The organism is Pseudomonas sp. S3_A09 (assembly GCF_054668065.1).
This window is the reverse complement of record NZ_CP162752.1, coordinates 6,026,098-6,042,183: the sequence shown is the minus strand read 5'-3', so window position 1 is coordinate 6,042,183 and position 16,086 is coordinate 6,026,098. Positions and strand designations below refer to the sequence as shown.

Sequence of the window (16,086 nt, the reverse complement as noted above, 5' to 3'; positions counted from 1 at the left end):
AGGCCAGGGAATGCCCAATCACCAGAGTCTTTTCCAGCGCCTTGAACGCCCGGCTACTCCCGCAAGTGCCGTGACATCCGTCGCGAGTCACCTGGGAAAAATGCTCAGCATCCGTGCGGGCAGTGTGCAGACGCTGCCGGATTACGGCTTGCCCGACCTCAATGACATGAACCAGAGCCTGCATGAGTCATTGGCTCAGTCACGCTTGTTGATCGAGCGATTCATCCGCGCCTACGAGCCGCGCTTGAAGGATGTGCGGGTCAAGACGTTGCCGAGGGACCATGACCCGCTGGCCCTGGCCTTCGCCATTGAAGCCACGCTAGTGATTAAGGGCACCCAGCACCCCGTAGTGTTCACCGCTCGGCTAGGCGACTCCGGTCGGGTAGAGGTCTTGCCGGATGTCGTTTAATCGTTATTACCAAAGCGAACTCAGCGCGTTGCGACAGCTCGGGCGGCGGTTCTCCGAGCGTAATCCTGCACTCGCTCCCTTTCTCGCAGAGTCCGGTCAGGATCCGGATGTAGAGCGGCTGCTGGAAGGCTTTGCGTTTCTTACGGGGCGCTTGCGCCAGAAACTCGATGACGAGCTTCCAGAACTGACCCACTCGCTGATGCATTTGCTCTGGCCCAACTACATGCGCCCGATGCCTGCGTTCAGCATGCTGCAGTTTGATCCGTTGAAGCACTCAGGTCCTGACGTGTGCGTGGCGAGGGGAACGCCGGTTGAGAGCGCCGCAGTCAATGGCGAGCGATGCCGTTTTCGGACCTGCTATGCCACGCAGGTTCTACCGTTGCAGCTGAACGCCTTGGAGTATGGCTCCCGAGCAGGACAGGGGGTGTTGAGTCTGCGTCTGGAGATGAGCGCCGAAGGGAATTTCAGTGAATGGACCCTCAACCGGTTGCGCCTGCATTTCGCCGGGGATCGCTACATCAGCCAGGAGCTGTACCTGAGCCTGCTGCGTCATCTCGAGGGTATCGAGCTGCTGCCTTTGGGCCACGATGGCCTACCGGTCAATGGGGTTGATGGTCAGGCGTTATCGCTACGACTGGGTGCCGACCAGGTCCAGCCGGTGGGTTTCAGCGAGGAACAGGCGTTGATCCCGTATCCGCAGAATACCTTTCCGGGGTATCGCCACCTGCAGGAGTATTTTGCCTTCCCTGACAAGTATCTGTTTGTCGATGTGGGGGGGCCTGGGCGTACTGCAGGAATTACCTGGCGAATTGCTCAAGCAGGTCAGTGGAGTGATGTTGCGCTTCGAGTTGCGCAGTCCATGGGGTGAGTCCCGGCAGCCCACCCTGGAGAACGTCAAACTGTACTGCACCCCCATCGTGAACCTGTTCAAGCATGATGCAGTGCCCATCCGCCTGGACGGGAAGCAGGATGAGTACCTGCTCGTCCCCGGTGAGTATTCACGGGAAAACGCGAGCGTATTTTCCGTTGACAGTGTTACAGGGTGGCAACCGGGTGGGCGTGGATACAAGACCTACGTACCCTTCGAATCCTTCGAACATGATGTCGATAACGACCTGTCGGATGGCCCAGCGAGTTACAGCATTCGTCAACGGCCATCGACACAACATGCAGGCCTTGAGACCTGGCTTGCGTTTGGTAACGGTCCTGAGTCAGCGCAGCAAACACTGTCGATCGAGTTGACGTGTACCAATCACAATCTGCCTCGGCTATTGCAGCTTGGGGACATCAACCTGCCTTGCGAACAGACGCCAGAGGGGTTGTCGTTTCGGAATATCTGCGCACCGACGGCCAGTTTCCCGCCCCCCTGGATCAGGATTTTCTCTGGCGGTTGATCAGCAACCTGTCGCTCAACTATCTGTCGTTGAGCGATATCAATGCCTTGAAGGTGATCCTTCAAACCTATGACTTACCGCGCTACCACGACCGACAAGCGCAGAAGATCAGCGAGAGGAAGCTGGGCGCAATGCGATCCGTCAGTCATACGGCGGTTGACCGATTGCACCGTGGCTTGCCGTTTCGGGGGATACGAATTGATCTGAGCATCGATCCCCAAGGCTTTTTGGGGCATGGCGAAGTGTTCGTCTTCGCGTCGGTACTCAACGAATTCTTCGCGCTTTACGCCAGCCTCAACGCCTACCACGAACTAAGAGTCATCAGCACACAAGGAGACGTGTACCTATGGCCACCACGGATGGGGCAGCAGCCCCTGCTTTGACGCGATTGTCCCTGAGCATCCGCGAGTACTCGCTATTCCAGGCAGTTTTGCAGGTGATCAAACGCTTGCGCGTTGCCCATCCGCTGTTGGATGAAGACGCGTTGTATGACCTGTTGGAGTTTCACGCCAATCCAGGTCTTGGCTTTCCCGGTCACGATATTGACCGGGTGGAGTTTTTCATCGAACACGAGCAGTTGCGTGCGCGTCTTCGACTCAACCTGTTGGGCTTGTGTGGCGCGGGGTCGCCCTTGCCGGCGTTTTATGGCGAGCAGGCGTGTGCCGACGGGGTGGGTGGCAATACCACGCGAGATTTTCTGGACGTGTTTCATCACCGTCTGCAACGACTGATGCTACCCGTCTGGCGTAAGTACCGTTACCGGGCGCGTTTCCAGGCAGGCGCGCGTGACACGTTCTCCGAGCAGATGTTCGCGTTGATCGGCCTGAGCGGACAGCAGATTCGCAGTATCGCGCGATTGAACTGCGAACGGCTGCTGCCGTACCTCGGGATGCTTGGCCTCCGGTCGCATTCGGCATCCTTGATCGAGACGGTGCTGCGCTACTACTTCAAACACCACCGCTTGTTCATTGAACAGTGGGTACTGCGCACGGTGGTCATCGACGATCCGCAGCGAAACCGGCTCGGCAACGCGAACAGTGTGCTCGGTCATGACCAGGTGCTGGGCTGCCGGGTGGCCGACCGTAGCGGCAAGTTCAGGGTGCATCTGCAGGGCCTGGGTTGGCAGCAACTCCATGGGTTTCTGCCCACTGGGGCCGACTACCCGCTGCTGTGTTCGCTGGTGCGCCTGACGGCTCGGGATCCATTGGAATATGACCTGCGCCTGGTGCTGGCCGAGGAAGAGATCCGACCGTTGCACATTGGCGAACACAACGTCTGCGGCCTCGGCTGGACCAGTTGGCTGGCACATGAGTGCGCCGATGGTGTGGTCATGGTGTCGGGCAATGCTCATGAAGGATGAATCATTATGATGAATGTGGATCTGCAACAACTTATCCAGACATTGACCGCCCAGGCTCGCCGGGATTTGGTGCGCGCTGCTGAACGCTGCGTGACACGCGGGGGCAGGGAAGTGTTGGTGGAGGACCTGCTGCTGGCGCTGCTGGAGCATCAAGACGGCCTTCTGGTACGGGCAATGGCGGATGCGGGCATTGAGGCCGGCGAGCTGCAAGCCACACTGCAACCGAAGGGGGAGGCCAGTGCTTCGCGCAATCCAGTGTTTGCCCTGGCGCTTGTGCAATGGCTGCAACAGGCCCTGATGGTTGCCCATGTGGAACTGCGCCAGGCTGAGGTCGATCACGGCGCCCTGCTGTTGGCACTGCTGCGTCACCCGCTGCAGTACGCGGGGAGTGCCTATCAAGTGTTATTGAGCCGGTTGGACGTGCAACGGGTGCATGGTTTCGTGCTGGGCCAGGCGCCTTGCCCAGGTCCTGCGCCGACGGTTGATTCATTGCTGGAGCGCTTTACTCACGACCTGACACGGCAGGCCCGTGAAGGACATATCGATCCGGTGTTGTGCAGGGATGCTGAAATTGGCCAGTTGATCGACATCCTGATGCGCCGGCGCAAAAACAACCCAATACTTGTCGGAGAAGCCGGGGTCGGCAAGACGGCCGTTGTCGAAGGCCTCGCGTTGCGCGTTGTCACTGCGCAGGTGCCGGAACCTCTCCGGGATGTGCGGGTGCTGACCCTGGACATGGGGCTGCTACAGGCCGGCGCGAGCATCAAGGGGGAATTCGAACGGCGCCTCAAGGGCGTGATTGACGAGGTCAACGCCTCGATGAAACCGGTGATCCTGTTTATCGACGAGGCGCATACGCTGGTCGGGGCGGGCGCCCAGGCGGGCGCGTCCGACGCCGCTAATCTGCTCAAGCCAGCCCTGGCCCGTGGCGAACTGCGCACCATCGCCGCCACCACCTGGTCGGAATACAAGAAATACTTCGAAAAAGACCCCGCACTGGCGCGGCGCTTCCAGTCTGTATTGGTTGGCGAGCCTAGCGTCGAGCAAGCGGTTTCGATCCTGCGTGGACTGGTTTCGGTGTATGAGCGCAGCCATGGCGTTTACGTACGGGACGACGCGGTGGTAGCGGCGGCGCAGATGAGCGCGCGTTATCTGTCCGGGCGTCAGTTGCCGGACAAGGCAGTGGATGTATTGGACACCGCCTGCGCTCGCTTGCGTACCCGTCGGGACACGGCGCCGGAGGCATTGCAACGCTTCTACGCGGAACAGGCAGAAGGTGTGCGGCAGCATCAGGCAATAAGTCGTGACAGGCAGGAAGGGTTTCCCGTGGATGAGCAGGTGTTGCACGGACTTAACCTGCGCATGGAGACGATGGAAAGTGAACGTCAGCACTTGGAGCAGTGTTGGCTGGAACAGCCAACATCGACGCAGCAGGTGTGCCCGCGCCTGGTGGCCGAAGTCATCAGTGGCTGGACCGGTATCCCGGTTGAACAACTGGCATTCGAACACAGTGCACGGGTGCTGGGCCTAGCCGATGCGCTGCGCGCGCGCATTCTTGGCCAGGAACACGCGGTGCAAGCCCTGGACCGCAACCTGCGCGCCGTTGCCGCCGGGCTCAATAAGGTCGATGCGCCGGTCGGAGTATTCCTGCTGGTCGGCCCAAGTGGCGTCGGCAAGACCGAGACTGCGTTGGCCCTGGGTGATCTGTTATATGGCGGTGAGCGTTTTGTTACCACCCTCAACATGTCCGAATTTCAGGAAAAACACTCGCTGTCTCGCTTGATTGGGGCACCGCCCGGTTATGTCGGTTTCGGCGAGGGCGGTGTGCTGACCGAAGCCGTACGCCAACGCCCATATTCGGTGGTGCTGCTCGATGAAGTCGAGAAAGCCGACCCGGAAGTGGTGAACCTGTTCTATCAGATTTTCGACAAGGGCGTGGCCAATGATGGGGAAGGCCGGGAAATCGATTTTCGCAACACGCTGATCCTGATGACTTCCAACCTGGGCAGCGAGTGCATCGGTGAGCTGTGCGCAGGTGGCCAGCGACCTGAGATGCACGTGCTGCAAGAGGCAATCCGTCCTCTGCTGCGTGACCACTTCAAACCCGCGTTATTGGCCCGAATGCGCGTGGTGCCGTATTACCCGGTGACGGGTGAGATTCTGAATGATTTGACCAGGCTTAAGTTGGAGCGCCTGGGGCAGAGGTTAAGTCTGCGCAAGCTGGCGTTCAGCTATACGCCCGAACTGGTTGCACACATGGCCGAGCATTGCTCCCACGGAGACAGTGGCGCTCGTTTTATTGACCAGTGGATCGAGCTGCATTTGTTACCGCAGGTGGTGGACCGCTTGCTGCGGGCGATGGCTCAAGATGAACCCTTGACGCATGTGCATGCGTACCTGGCGGGGAATGGCATGCCCATCTGTGAGTTCAGCCAATGAGGGACGACCGGTCCAACCAGGAACCCCATTCGCGGGCTTACGCCGACGCGCTGCTTGGCTGGTTCATTCGGCTGGGTATCGATGGCGACGAAGCCACGTTGCCCGGTCTATGTGTTACGGCGGTGGCGCAGTTGAGCCAATGCGAACTCAGTCAGTGGTACTGGCGAGATGAGTCCACTGGCCGGCTTGAGCTGATTGCCCAGCATTTGTCCGGAGCGCTTAGCTCCGGCGATCCGGTCGGCACCAAGGACTTTCAGCATGAGCAGATGCTGCGCCATGTACTCAGTCATCAGATGGCCCTTAGCTTGGAAGATCCCACCGACAGCGTGTATGAATGCGGGTTTCTGCCAACGCTGGCATCCCCCTGGAAAGCGCTGTCCTGCGTGCCGTTGTTCAACCGCGGCAAGGCCATCAACGGCGTGTTGGTATGCGCCAGTCAATGCCGGAAAAATTTGCAGGACTACTCTGTCTCCTTGAGCCAACTGGGCAGTTTTGCCTTGATGCAGCTGCTTCTGCTGAAGCGTCAATGTTCCACAGGAAGTATCGCCCTCCAGAATGACCGTACACCGGCCCCCCGTGCAGAATTTGGGCTGATCGGCAGCAGTTCGGCGATGGATGAAACGTACCGCCTGATCGGCAAGGTCATGCAGACGCCTTACACCGTATTGCTGCGTGGCGAGACGGGGACAGGCAAAGAGGTGGTGGCGCGGGCTATCCACGCTGCAGGACCGCGCAAAAGCAAAGCGTTCGTGGTGCAAAACTGTGCGGCGTTTCCGGAAGGGTTGCTGGAAAGCGAACTGTTCGGCTATCGCAAAGGGGCTTTCACGGGGGCTGAACGCAACCATGTCGGGCTGTTTGACGCGGCGCATGGTGGCACGCTGCTCCTGGACGAAATCGGCGACATGCCGTTGTCTCTGCAGGCCAAGTTGCTGCGGGTTCTGCAGGAGGGCGAAGTTCGCCCGCTGGGCGCCAGTGCGGCACACAAGGTTGATGTGCGCATCATCGCTGCGACGCATCGCGACCTCGCCGCAATGGTAGCCCAAGGCAGTTTTCGCGAAGATCTCTACTACAGGCTGGCGCAATTTCCCATCGAACTGCCGCCCTTGCGTGAACGCGACGGGGATGTGTTGTTGCTGGCGCGGGAATTTGCGCAACAGGCTTCCATTGCGCTGGGACGTGTACCGGTGTCGTGGTCCAGCGCGGCCCTCGACCAACTGTCGAGCTATGCCTTCCCCGGCAATGTCCGTGAGCTCAAATGCCTGGTGGAGCGCGCAGTACTGCTCTGCGATGACGGAGTGATCCTGCCGGTGCATCTTTCCTTGCCTGCACCACCTGCCAATACCTCTGTCGATGCGACGTTACGCCAACGCTTGGAGCGGGTAGAGCGGGTGTTCCTGATCGATTGCTTGCACAAGAACCGTGGTAATCGCACCCGAACTGCGCGAGAGCTGGGCGTCGCCCGCCGCACGCTGCTTTATCGCCTGGCGCGTCTGAAAATCCCCGTTGGCGATGTACGTGAGGAGTGCTGAGTGGGGACGTGCTGGCACCTGGTTTTCATGGGAGATACCTGATGTTTTTTCATCCGTGGCAAGCCCTGTTGCTTGCGCTGTGTTTGTTGAGTGGCTGTAACGCCAATTATGTCTTTGACGATGCCGACTACCGCCCCTTGGGTGATCCCCAGGCTGTCCGTCGTGGGCAGTGAGCAGGAGAGTTCTGCCATGCAATTAGTGTTTGAAGTCTGCAGTGTCGTGAACGGTGAACCGTTGGCCCGCAAGACGTTTGAGGGGGGTGGCGGTGTGATCGGCCGTGGGGTGGGGTGTGACTGGATCATCCCCGATGCCCATCGCCTGATCTCCAGTCATCATGCCCTGGTCAGTTATCGAGAAGGTCACTACTTCCTGACGGATATCAGCAGCAATGGCATCACGGTGTCAGGCAGCATGGAACGCCTGGACAAGGGGCAAGCGCGGCTGATCAAAGATGGGGAAGTGTACCAACTGGGCCAATTGGAAATTCGTGCTCGCCTGGTGGCCAATGAACGGCGGCCCTTTGCTCGGAATGACTTGATTCCAGACGACGCATTCCTCGGGCTTGACCCTCTTCATGCACTGGATCGCGAGCAATTGTGCGTCGACTCATCGGCAGAATTGGATGCTCTGGATGCGTCAACGCAGGTGTCTCCCCAATCCCACATGCAAGGGCCTGTGGATCGCGATCATCTGATCGTACCGACATGGGCCGCACCCGACAGGCAAGTGAACCCTCCCGAACCCGTCATCGCCGTGCCTGCTGCCTCGCAAGCGTTCTGGCCGCAGTTCGCGCAAGCATTGGGCCTGCCATTGGACACGCTTGATACGCCAGGTCGCGAAGCCCTTGCGATCAAGGTGGCAGGGCTGTTCAGGCACGCCATCGAAGGGCTGCAGCAAAGCCTGCGAACGCGCGATGAGCTCAACAGCGAGATCAACGTTGCGTTGGTCTCCCCAGTGCTGAACATTCGCAACCCGTTGAAAGTCTGCGCCGACAGCCAGGCTGCCATGGCGTCGTTGTTGGGCACTGGTGAGTCGGGTGAACTCGCTGCCGAGCAAGCCGTCGCCGAGGCCTGTCGAGACCTGCAAGTTCATCAGCTGGCGATGGTCGTGGCCTGCCGGGCCGCGGTACGGGGTGCACTGGCAGCCTTTGCGCCTGGGCAGTTGTTGCCGTGTTTCGAGCGCGAGGGCAAGCGCCCCAGGTTTTTCACCGAGGCGGCCCATTGGCGGAGTTACCAACGCCACTATCGACGACTGGTTGACGAAAACTCCTTGGGTGATCAGTTGCTGCGCAATGACTTTTCCAATGCCTACGGGGAGCAGGTACGCCTGGTTTCCACCCTGAATGTAGGGTGCCCAGGATGACGTTCAGGTACCGAATTACTGCCCTGTCACGGGTGTCAGCACTGTGCCTGTTGGCCGGATGTAGCAGCCTTTCACCTTTTTCGACCCTGACCAAACTCGACCTGACGTTGATCGCAGGTGATGAAGTCAACCCCGACCTTCACGGTCGCCCGTCACCCGTGGTGGTGCAACTGCTTGAACTGCGGCACCCCGTGGCCTTTGAAAACGCCGATTTTTTCAGCCTGTACGACCGCGCCGAGCAGACGCTCTCCAAGGATTGGGTCAGCGGCGAGGAATTGGAATTGCGTCCTGGTGAACAGCAGGCACTCAAGCTCAGTGTCGAGCCGCATAGCCGCTACGTCGGCGTGCTGGCGGCCTATCGCGACTTGCCTCATGTGCAATGGCGGCTGGTGCTGCCGGTGGCGCCGGGGCAATTGACGCGTGCCGACATTGTGCTGGACCAGACGGGCCTGCGGATGGCAGCCCCTCAGACTGACAGGGCGGAGAATTGAGATGCTGGTCCATAACGTTATCTGGCAAGAGGGCATGCTGTTGCGGCCCCAGCACTTGCAACACAACGACCGCTACTACCATCGACAGCTCAACCGAACTCGGTTGCTGAGCAGTGATGCGTGGGGGTTCCTGACCCTGGACCTCGATTTGCAGTACCTCAATCTGGGCAAGGTGGTTGTCAACCAGGCCAGTGGAGTATTGCCGGACGGCAGCTTGTTCGAGTTGAGCGGCGCGATGGAGCCCTTGGTGTTGCAGGTGCCTGCCAACGCGGGCAGGCAAGCTGTTTACCTGGCGTTGCCGCTGGCGACGGAGAATCAGGTCGAAGTGCGCAGGAAGGAGCAAAGCGATGTGCTGGCACGCTACGTCGCCTGTGAAACAGAGATCGGCGATTCCAACGCTGGCGACGATTCGCGTTGCCAGATCAACTGCGCACGCCCGGACTTGCGCCTGATGCTGGGCGAGGGGCCCAGTGATGCGTTCTACGTGAAACTCCAGGTCGCCCAGGTGCAGGATTCGACGCCCGAAGACGGCGTAAGCCTGGATGCGGATTTTGTGCCGACGTTCATCTATCTCCAGGGCACCGGTTATGTGTCGTCATGCATCAAGGAGGTGATCAGCCTGCTGGCGACGCGTGGCGATGCGATTGCAGCGCGAATCCAGGGGAGTGGCGCCTCGACAGGCGCACAGGTCGGCGACTTTCTAATGCTGCAACTGATCAATCGTGCCGAGTTGATCCTGCGTCACTACCTGGTACAGGCCCAGGTGCGACCGGAGCGGCTGTATCGAGAGTTGCTGTCGATCCTCGGTGAGCTGTCGACGTTCGCCAACGACAACAAGCGCGCGCAACTTGCCGTGCACTACAGGCATGGTGATCAGGGGGCGAGCTTTCGTGGGCTGATGGAGGGGCTTCGCACAGTGTTGTCGTCGGTGCTGGAGCAACATGCCATCGAGCTGGTGTTGCAACAGCGGCAATACGGGGTGCTGGTTTGCCCGGTCAGCGATCTCAAGTTGCTCGGCACTGCCACATTCATTTTGGCCGCCACCGCCCAATGTGATTCGGAAGAGCTTCGCCATCGTTTGCCAGCGCATCTCAAGATCGGTCCCGTGGAACGGATCCGCGAGCTGGTGAACCTGCACCTGGCCGGTATCAAGGTACAGCCGCTGCCGGTCGCACCGCGGCAGATTCCATATCACGCCGCCAAAACCTATTTCATGCTCGAACTCAGTCCGCGTGACATCGCGCAGTTGGAGCAGTCGGGTGGTTTTGCCTTCCACGCGAGCGGTGAGTTCGCCGAGCTGGAACTCAACTTCTGGGCTATCAGGAACTGAATACCATGACGATGGACAGTGAATACCCGCTGGATGAAAAAACCGTATTGCTGGACCGTGATGGGCTCGGACCGGCACGGGGACCCGTTACGGACTTCCCATCGCCGCCACGCTTCGAGCAGTTGGAAGATCGGATGATCTACGCCGCCAACCTGCCGGGGCAGCGTTTCAAGATGGGCACCAACATGCTGTTGGCTGCGGCCTGGGAGCTCCTGTCGCAGGTTGCCCAGCTCAAGGCCAGCCCCGCTCGGGAAAGCTTGCAGGCGCTCAATGACCAGCTCTCATCGGCCATCAGCGCATTTGAGGCCCATGCCTTGCACCTGGGGGCAGAGACCAGCCAGGTGATGTCTGCACGCTATGTGCTGTGCAGTGTTATCGACGAGGCAGTAGTCACCACGCCGTGGGGAAGTTGCACCGATTGGTCCAAGAGGAGCCTGTTGAGCCGCTTTCACAACGAAACCTTCGGTGGTGAAAAGTTTTTCCAGTTGCTGGAGCGTTTGTCCCGCGATCCCGTCAAGCACATTGCCATGCTCGAGCTTATGTACCTGTGCCTGGCGTTGGGATTCGAAGGCAAATACCGCGTCATGGAGCGGGGAAGGGGGCAACTCGAAGCGGTTCAGGATGCTGTTTACCGCCAGATCAGGCATGTGCGGGGTGACCGGGTGCCGCTATCCATTTCCCCAGAGAGGGGGAAGGCTCCTCGCGGACGAATACGCATCGTCTCTGCCATGTGGGCCGCTGTCGGTGTGCTGGCCTGTTTACTGGTGATGTATTCAGGGTTTGCCTGGGTGCTGAGCCAGGAGCGCGAGGCGGCACTGCAACCTCTTCAATTTCCGGTGTCAGTCCTGTCTCGGACACCCTCGTAACGCAGGGAGCAATGGATGAACGCATTCTTCAAAGGCGTGGGTACGGTGCTACGTAAAAGTTGGGTATATAGCTTGCTGCTGGTGCTGTCCTGTGCGCTGCTGGTGTGGTTCTTCGGGCCGTTGCTGGCGGTGGATGACTACCGTTTCTGGCAAAGCCCGACGTCCCGTTTGCTGACCATCAGCGGGTTGCTGTTGCTGTGGGGGCTGGCGATGGTCGGGATGGGCGCGCGTCGTACCGCTCGGTTGAATCAGCCTGAAGAGCATGAGCGCCATCAGCGGCGGGCATTGATCAACGAGGAAATACGACAGGTACGGGCGCGCTTCAAGGAGGCGCTGCAGGCGTTGAAAACCTCACGACGCTACGGTGAGCGCAGTGAGCGTTGGCGAGACGAGTTGCCTTGGTATCTGTTGATTGGCGAGCAAGGCAGTGGAAAGACCAGCCTGCTGGCGGCCAGCGGCTTGCCGTCCCCATTCGACCACCCCGACGCGGCGCCCCTGGGGGCTGCGTCTTGGTGTGACTGGTATTTTGCCGAAGACGCCGTTCTGGTCGAGGCTGCGGGCCGTTACTTGGGCCAGCCGGACCCTTCAGTGGATGCAGCCGGATGGTCGACGCTGCTTGATCTGCTCAAGTGGCGGCGCAGGTCGCGGCCACTCAATGGCGTAGTTGTCACGTTGTCGGCCGACACACTTTCAAGCAGCAACGAGCACGACCTGGAGCGTCATGCCCGCCATGTGCGTACGCGCTTGCAGGACATCCAACAGACACTGCACGTGGATGTGCCGGTGTATCTGGTATTGACCCAGTCTGACCGGTTGGCCGGTTTTGCCGAGTTTTTTGATGCTCAGCAGGGCGATGGCACAGAGCAGGTCCTGGGAGGGGACCTGGGTACGGACCTCGCCCAGGTGAGAGACGTGTTCGAGAACCTGTTGCAGCGCCTGGGTGGAGACCTGATTCCGCGCTTGCATCAAGAGCGAAATGTCGAGCGCCGAGGGCACATGCTTGATTTTCCCCGGCAGGTCGCACGCATCGGTGACGCCCTGTGCCTGTTTATCGAGGCGGCGTTTTCTGTCAACCGCAATCAGCCGATCAATGCCCTGCGAGGTTTCTACCTGACCTGTGCGAAGACCGTCGATGTACGTCCGCATTTTGTCCAGGGGTTGTTTAAACGCGTGATATTTGCCGAGGCCGACCAGGCCGGACTGCTGACCCCGGAGCGGCAGCGCATACATCGGCGCCACGGATGGATGGCGCTGGCAGCGACTGTGGTCATCGGGACAGTGGGGGCAGTGTGGGCGCACAGTTACTCGTTCAACCATCAGCGCCTATTGCAACTGACGGGACTGATCCACACCCAGACCGGCACCCCGCCAGGGGCGGACGAGAGCCATGCGTTGCTGACGCTGCTGGACAGTCGCCTGGCGGCAACCCAAGTGTTTTCGTCACAGGCGCAAGCTCGGTGGATCGATCGGGCCGGCTTGTATCAGGGCGCGCTGAGTATTGCACCGCTGGCCGCAGCCTATGAGCACACCTTGCAGCAGCGGTTTCTGCCATACGTGGCCACCGTGCTCGAAGGACGCGTGCGAGGCAGCCTGGGTGACCGCGAACAACTGCTGGATAGCCTGCGTGCCTACCTGATGCTCAACCTGCGTGAGCGGCGTGATAACGCCTGGCTGGCAGAGTATGTGTCTGGCCAATGGTCGGGAGACTCCTCGGCGAACAAGCGCCTGAATGAGCACTTTGCTCGGCTCCTCGAACAACCGTTTCTGGCGCCGTTGGATGAAGCGCTGGTCGCCCGGGCGCGCCTGGTATTACGCGGGGAGTCACTGGCGGAGGTGGTCTACCGGGCGCTGCGGGAACAAGCGCGGAACCTGGAGCCTTACCCGCTGGCCGAAGGCCCGGCGTTTTCCAGGGTTGCACCGCCCATACCGGGGTTTTACACCAAGAAATACCTGCAGTTATTCGAACAGCAGGGCACTCAGATGGTCCATGCCATTGCTCAGGACAATTGGGTCCTTGGAGAGGGCGGCGATCTCAGCGCAGCAGATTTGCGCAGGCTGATGCTGGCGCTGGAGCAGCGCTATTTCAGTGAGTACGCCGACGCCTGGAGCGACGCCCTCGGTCGAATCAGATTGCGCGAAAGTGGCAGCCTGCAACAAGGCGCTGAATATCTCGCAAGCCTTACATCGGCTCAATCGGCCCTGGTGCAGCTGTTGCAGCAGGTGCGCGAAAACACACGGTTAGTGTCGGTCTCCGATCGACTTGAAACGGCAGTCCAGCCAGTCGCCGGGCTGGGCGCGGTGACGTCCAGGAGCCTGTCCCGCGCGGGGCTACCGGATAATGCCCGGCGTGCCTTGCAACGCCGCTTCGAGCCCTTGCACCTATTGCTCGACGAACAGCAGAACCCAGGGGGCGAGTTGACGCAGGCATTGCGCTTGCTGGATGAGCTGCAGTTGCAATTGTCGGCAGTGAGCCGGGACAGTTCACCGGAGCAGGCAGCGTTCAAAATGGCCAGGCAACGCATGGATGGACAGCAGCCCCTGCTGGGCAACCTGCGTGATACGGCGGCTCGCTTCCCGCAGCCGCTCAAAGGGTGGTTCGAAGGTATTGCCGACCAAAGCTGGCGCCAGCTGCTCGATAACGCCTACGGGTTTGTGAATCAGCACTATCAAAACGAAGTCTATGGCTTCTATGCGAAAGCCATTCAGCGCCGCTACCCATTCGATGCGCATGCTGGCAGCGACGTTGCCCTGGGCGATTTCCAGGCGTTTTTCAAGCCTCGGGGTGCCATGGCACGCTTTTATGAGAGTTACCTGCGGCCGTTCGTCGTCGTTGAGGGCAACCGCTATCGCCTGCGGGGGATAGAAGGGCGCAGCCTGCCGATGTCGCGCTCGTTACTGGAACAACTGACCAGGGCGCAGATCATTCGCCAAGGTTTTTTCACCGAGGATCAGGGGGAGTTGGCCGTACGGTTCACGCTGGCGCCCTATAGCCTGGACCAGGCCGTCAGCCGGGCGACGCTACGGGTGGGTGATCAGCAGTTGGAGTACCGCCACGGCCCGATCGTGCCGGTGGCGTTCCATTGGCCAAACGAGGCGGAGAATGGTCGCAGCAGCCTGGTGCTGGAGCGTGGTGCCGAGCGGCCATTGGGCATTGAGAAAGACAGTGGCGCCTGGTCGTTGTTCCGGTTTTTCGACCTGATGCAAAGCGAGCCCGCGAGCGGCAGGGATGCGCAGGTTCTCAAGGCTGACCTGGCCGGCCTGCGGGCCAATTACCTGCTCACCAGTCAACGTGACTCGAGCCCATTCCAGATGGCGACATGGCGCACCTTCCGCCTGCCGGAGCAACTGTGAGCGGTGCACAGCCCTGGCGCAGCGCCGGGCGCACGGCGCAAGGCAAGAGCCGCACACGCAACGAGGATGCGTTCCTCGATTGCCCGCAACGTGGTTGTTGGGCGGTGGCGGATGGTATGGGGGGGCATCATGCCGGGAATGTGGCCAGCCAACGGGTGGTTCGCAGCCTTGCTGCACTGCCCGGCCAAGGCGATTTTGACCAACGCATCGAGGCCGTTGGGCGGTGCCTGCGAGGCCTCGACAGCCAGTTACAACCTGCCGATGGCGTGGCGGGCATCATGGGCAGTACGGTGGTGGTTTTGTTACTGGAGCACCATCGCGCCGCCTGTGTCTGGGCAGGGGATAGCCGATGCTACCTGTGGCGAGGGCAGCGGCTGTATCAACTGTCGCGGGACCACTCTCTGCAGCAGCAACTGATAGACACGCAACAGTTGAGCCCGGAACTGGCCCAGGCTCATCCTGGCGCAAGAGCCTTGACCCGTGCGGTGGGAGCCAGGCAGCCATTGAGCCTTGAGATATTGGAGCTGCGCGCCCAGCCCGGTGATGTGTTTTTGTTGTGCAGCGACGGTCTGTACCAGGGGCTCAGCCATAAGGAGTTGGGGAGTGCCATGAGCGCAGGCACGCCACGGCAGGTGGTGGATCGGTTGTTCCGTGGCGTGCTGCAGGGGCCGGCACGGGATGACCTGACCGCCGTGGTAGTCCAGCCATGAGCGCAGCGGCAGGTCCGCCGAACTTGCTGGCGGGGCGCTATCAGCTTGAGCGGATCCTCGGCACCGGGGGCATGGGGGTGGTCTATCGCGCGCGGGATCTGCTGCATGAAGCTTTCGGCGAGCCAGACTGCCGTGTGGCGCTGAAATTGTTAGGCGAGAGCCTATCCGCCTCCACCGACGCGCATGTGCTTCTCTACAGCGAGTTCGCCCTGACCCGAAGCCTGCGCCATGATCACGTGGTGCGTGCATTTTCGTTCGAGGTAGACACAGCCCTCCAAGTGGCATTCTTCACTATGGAAGTGATGCCTGGACTGACCCTGGATCGCCTGCTCCAGGAGTGTCCTCAAGGACTGCCATGGCAAGAGTTGCAACCCATGGCCCTGCAACTGCTGGAAGCACTGGCCTACACCCACCGGCAGGGTGTCCTGCATGGCGATGTGAAACCGGCGAATATCATGGTTGGGGAGCAGGGGCTACGCTTGTTCGATTTTGGCTTGGGTCACGCGCAAGCCCAGGCAGAGGCGGGCTTGCCGGCTTTGAGCCGCAACCGGCTGAATGCCTGGACGCCGGCGTATGCGGCACCGGAGCTGATAGCAGGAGGATTGCCGTCGGCTAGCGCCGACTTGTATGGGGCGGCCCGGGTGCTCTATGAGATGGCCGAAGGACGGCGGCCTGTAGAGCCTCAACGCAATCAACGATTGCCGCGACCCAGGCAACTGCCCAGGCAGTACTGGCCGTTGTTACGTTCAGCATTGGCCATTGACCCTGTGCAGCGAACCGTCGATGTTGCCGAGCTGTGCGAGGGCTTGGCAGCCCGTCGGTGCCTATGGTTCAGGGGCTAATGC

12 protein-coding genes and 1 pseudogene are annotated in these 16,086 nt (G+C 60.4%); all 13 read left to right on the top strand.

Going from position 1 to position 16,086, the window contains the following annotated elements; translation table 11 throughout:
• Positions 1-10 precede the first annotated feature (10 nt).
• The 13 genes and pseudogenes from tssE (at position 11) to AB4N92_RS27940 (ending at position 16,083) form a co-directional block, all read left to right on the top strand.
• Positions 11-409 carry a type VI secretion system baseplate subunit TssE gene (gene tssE / locus AB4N92_RS28000; protein WP_010209959.1) on the top strand — a complete coding sequence of 133 codons (399 nt, stop codon included), beginning with the start codon at positions 11-13 and terminating at the stop codon, positions 407-409.
• A pseudogene (gene tssF, locus AB4N92_RS27995) lies at positions 399-2,186 on the top strand (type VI secretion system baseplate subunit TssF). The gene tssE and the pseudogene tssF overlap by 11 nt, the downstream one beginning before the upstream one ends.
• Positions 2,150-3,163: a type VI secretion system baseplate subunit TssG gene (gene tssG, locus AB4N92_RS27990; protein WP_045792008.1), complete on the top strand. Its 1,014-nt coding sequence runs from the start codon at positions 2,150-2,152 to the stop codon at positions 3,161-3,163. The pseudogene tssF and the gene tssG overlap by 37 nt, the downstream one beginning before the upstream one ends.
• Positions 3,164-3,169: 6 nt before the next feature.
• Complete coding sequence (locus AB4N92_RS27985; protein ID WP_236267560.1) at positions 3,170-5,602, top strand: AAA family ATPase; 2,433 nt, start codon at positions 3,170-3,172, stop codon at positions 5,600-5,602.
• Positions 5,599-7,131 (top strand): sigma-54 interaction domain-containing protein, encoded by a 1,533-nt coding sequence (locus tag AB4N92_RS27980; protein WP_045792010.1) that lies wholly within the window; start codon positions 5,599-5,601, stop codon positions 7,129-7,131. Before AB4N92_RS27985 ends, AB4N92_RS27980 begins: the two co-directional genes overlap by 4 nt.
• 41 nt (positions 7,132-7,172) lie before the next feature.
• Positions 7,173-7,304: a hypothetical protein gene (locus tag AB4N92_RS27975; RefSeq protein WP_010209967.1), complete on the top strand. Its 132-nt coding sequence runs from the start codon at positions 7,173-7,175 to the stop codon at positions 7,302-7,304.
• Between the two features lie 16 nt (positions 7,305-7,320).
• Positions 7,321-8,493, top strand: a complete 1,173-nt coding sequence (gene tagH, locus AB4N92_RS27970) for a type VI secretion system-associated FHA domain protein TagH (RefSeq protein WP_042572228.1) — start codon at positions 7,321-7,323, stop codon at positions 8,491-8,493.
• On the top strand, positions 8,490-8,984 hold the full coding sequence (gene tssJ, locus AB4N92_RS27965; protein WP_021491578.1) for a type VI secretion system lipoprotein TssJ: 495 nt from the start codon (positions 8,490-8,492) through the stop codon (positions 8,982-8,984). The genes tagH and tssJ overlap by 4 nt, the downstream gene beginning before the upstream one ends.
• A gap of 1 nt (position 8,985) precedes the next feature.
• Complete coding sequence (tssK, locus tag AB4N92_RS27960) at positions 8,986-10,314, top strand: type VI secretion system baseplate subunit TssK (RefSeq protein ID WP_460128854.1); 1,329 nt, start codon at positions 8,986-8,988, stop codon at positions 10,312-10,314.
• Positions 10,315-10,319: 5 nt separating this feature from the next.
• Positions 10,320-11,180, top strand: coding sequence for a type IVB secretion system protein IcmH/DotU (icmH, locus tag AB4N92_RS27955; RefSeq protein WP_236267557.1), 861 nt, complete (start codon positions 10,320-10,322; stop codon positions 11,178-11,180).
• A gap of 15 nt (positions 11,181-11,195) precedes the next feature.
• Positions 11,196-14,531, top strand: coding sequence for a type VI secretion system membrane subunit TssM (gene tssM, locus AB4N92_RS27950; protein WP_236267556.1), 3,336 nt, complete (start codon positions 11,196-11,198; stop codon positions 14,529-14,531).
• Positions 14,528-15,241 (top strand): PP2C family protein-serine/threonine phosphatase, encoded by a 714-nt coding sequence (locus AB4N92_RS27945; RefSeq protein WP_010209975.1) that lies wholly within the window; start codon positions 14,528-14,530, stop codon positions 15,239-15,241. The genes tssM and AB4N92_RS27945 overlap by 4 nt, the downstream gene beginning before the upstream one ends.
• Positions 15,238-16,083, top strand: coding sequence for a serine/threonine-protein kinase (locus AB4N92_RS27940; RefSeq protein ID WP_010209976.1), 846 nt, complete (start codon positions 15,238-15,240; stop codon positions 16,081-16,083). Before AB4N92_RS27945 ends, AB4N92_RS27940 begins: the two co-directional genes overlap by 4 nt.
• Positions 16,084-16,086: the final 3 nt, after the last annotated feature.

Excerpts from the sequence above, each read along its gene's own strand:
- tssE (WP_010209959.1), top strand. The coding sequence starts at position 11 with ATGCCCAATCACCAGAGTCTTTTCCAGCGCCTTGAACGCCCGGCTACT.
- tssG (WP_045792008.1), top strand. The coding sequence starts at position 2,150 with ATGGCCACCACGGATGGGGCAGCAGCCCCTGCTTTGACGCGATTGTCC.
- AB4N92_RS27985 (WP_236267560.1), top strand. The coding sequence starts at position 3,170 with ATGATGAATGTGGATCTGCAACAACTTATCCAGACATTGACCGCCCAG.
- AB4N92_RS27980 (WP_045792010.1), top strand. The coding sequence starts at position 5,599 with ATGAGGGACGACCGGTCCAACCAGGAACCCCATTCGCGGGCTTACGCC.
- AB4N92_RS27975 (WP_010209967.1), top strand. The coding sequence starts at position 7,173 with ATGTTTTTTCATCCGTGGCAAGCCCTGTTGCTTGCGCTGTGTTTGTTG.
- tagH (WP_042572228.1), top strand. The coding sequence starts at position 7,321 with ATGCAATTAGTGTTTGAAGTCTGCAGTGTCGTGAACGGTGAACCGTTG.
- tssJ (WP_021491578.1), top strand. The coding sequence starts at position 8,490 with ATGACGTTCAGGTACCGAATTACTGCCCTGTCACGGGTGTCAGCACTG.
- tssK (WP_460128854.1), top strand. The coding sequence starts at position 8,986 with ATGCTGGTCCATAACGTTATCTGGCAAGAGGGCATGCTGTTGCGGCCC.
- icmH (WP_236267557.1), top strand. The coding sequence starts at position 10,320 with ATGACGATGGACAGTGAATACCCGCTGGATGAAAAAACCGTATTGCTG.
- tssM (WP_236267556.1), top strand. The coding sequence starts at position 11,196 with ATGAACGCATTCTTCAAAGGCGTGGGTACGGTGCTACGTAAAAGTTGG.
- AB4N92_RS27940 (WP_010209976.1), top strand. The coding sequence starts at position 15,238 with ATGAGCGCAGCGGCAGGTCCGCCGAACTTGCTGGCGGGGCGCTATCAG.